Source organism: Streptomyces sp. NRRL F-5135 (assembly GCF_000719775.1).
In the GTDB taxonomy this organism is placed as follows: Bacteria; Actinomycetota; Actinomycetes; order Streptomycetales; family Streptomycetaceae; genus Streptomyces; species Streptomyces hebeiensis.
Map to the genome: position 1 here is coordinate 1 of NZ_JOHR01000055.1, position 1,079 is coordinate 1,079.

The 1,079-nt window shown below is 65.1% G+C and carries 1 pseudogene; it reads left to right on the forward strand.

The window, feature by feature from the left end:
• Nucleotides 1-924 (forward strand): annotated as a pseudogene (locus IG02_RS0135430) (hypothetical protein); the annotation flags it as partial.
• Between the last annotated feature and the right edge of the window lie 155 nt (nt 925-1,079).

The window sequence follows — 1,079 nt, forward strand, 5'->3', positions numbered from 1 at the left end:
GTGGAGGAGATCGACTTTCCGCCGGACGTCCGGACGATGCTCTGGATCCTGCTGGGCGAAATGCCTTTGCAGGCCAGGGAGAATCTGGCGTGGGAAAGTCGTAATCTCTACCTTGCCCTTCAGAGGGGTCTGATCGACCTGCGCTCTGCCGCGCGGGAGACGATTCAGATGGTCGAGGAGGCGTTGCCGCCGGAGGTGGCGCAGCCGTACATCGAGAGTGTGCGGATGCTCACGGATATGCCCGGCGGCGGCGACCCCGTCCAGAAGCTGCTTTTTCAGCTGGACGAGATGGCCAACGGTCAGATCGAATACTCGCAGAACATCCAGGGGTCGAAGTGGGAGATCATCTCCGAGATCATCATGCTGATCGCGGAGCTGGCCCTCCTGGCGGCGCTGCTGGCGTTCACCGGTGGTGCGTCGGTGTCGCAGATGTTCCTGGCGAGAGCCCGGAGCAAGCTGGCGGTCCTGATGATCGTCGACCGGCTGGTGCGGATGTCGCACATCGCGCCGACCCTCGGGGAGGCGATTCAGGAGGCCATGCAGACGCTGGCGGTCCGGCTGGCGCAGATGGGTCTGAACACCGGTGGCCGCAGGCCCGGCGGGGTGGACTGGTTCGACGTCGGGGTCGCGGCGGCGTTCGGTGCGCTCACCGCCGGTTTCATGGAGTTCCTCGAGAAGATCCTGAAGCCGGTCAAGAACTTCTTCAAGGACCTCCTCGGGGATGTGTTCGACAAGTTCAAGATCAACCGGGACAGTCTGCTGTTCAAGGGGCTGGTGAACGGTCCGCCGGTGGTCGTCACCGCCTTCGTGGTCGGGGGTACCGCGGAGAGCGCGGCCGAGGTCATCATCAACGGGGCCTTCTACGACAAGTGGGAGTTCAAGTGGGAGACCTTCGTCGGGTCCGGTACCAGCACCCGTACGTGAGCCCGGGCGGTCCGAACGCCAAGGGCACGACGGTGAAGAGCGACCTCTTCACGCCGGGTCCGGCCCCCCTCCCGAACACGACCGTCTCGTCCGATCTCCCGGACGGGATCGGCAGCGGTCTCAACACGCCTCCGCCGCCCCCGTACTCGCCTCCG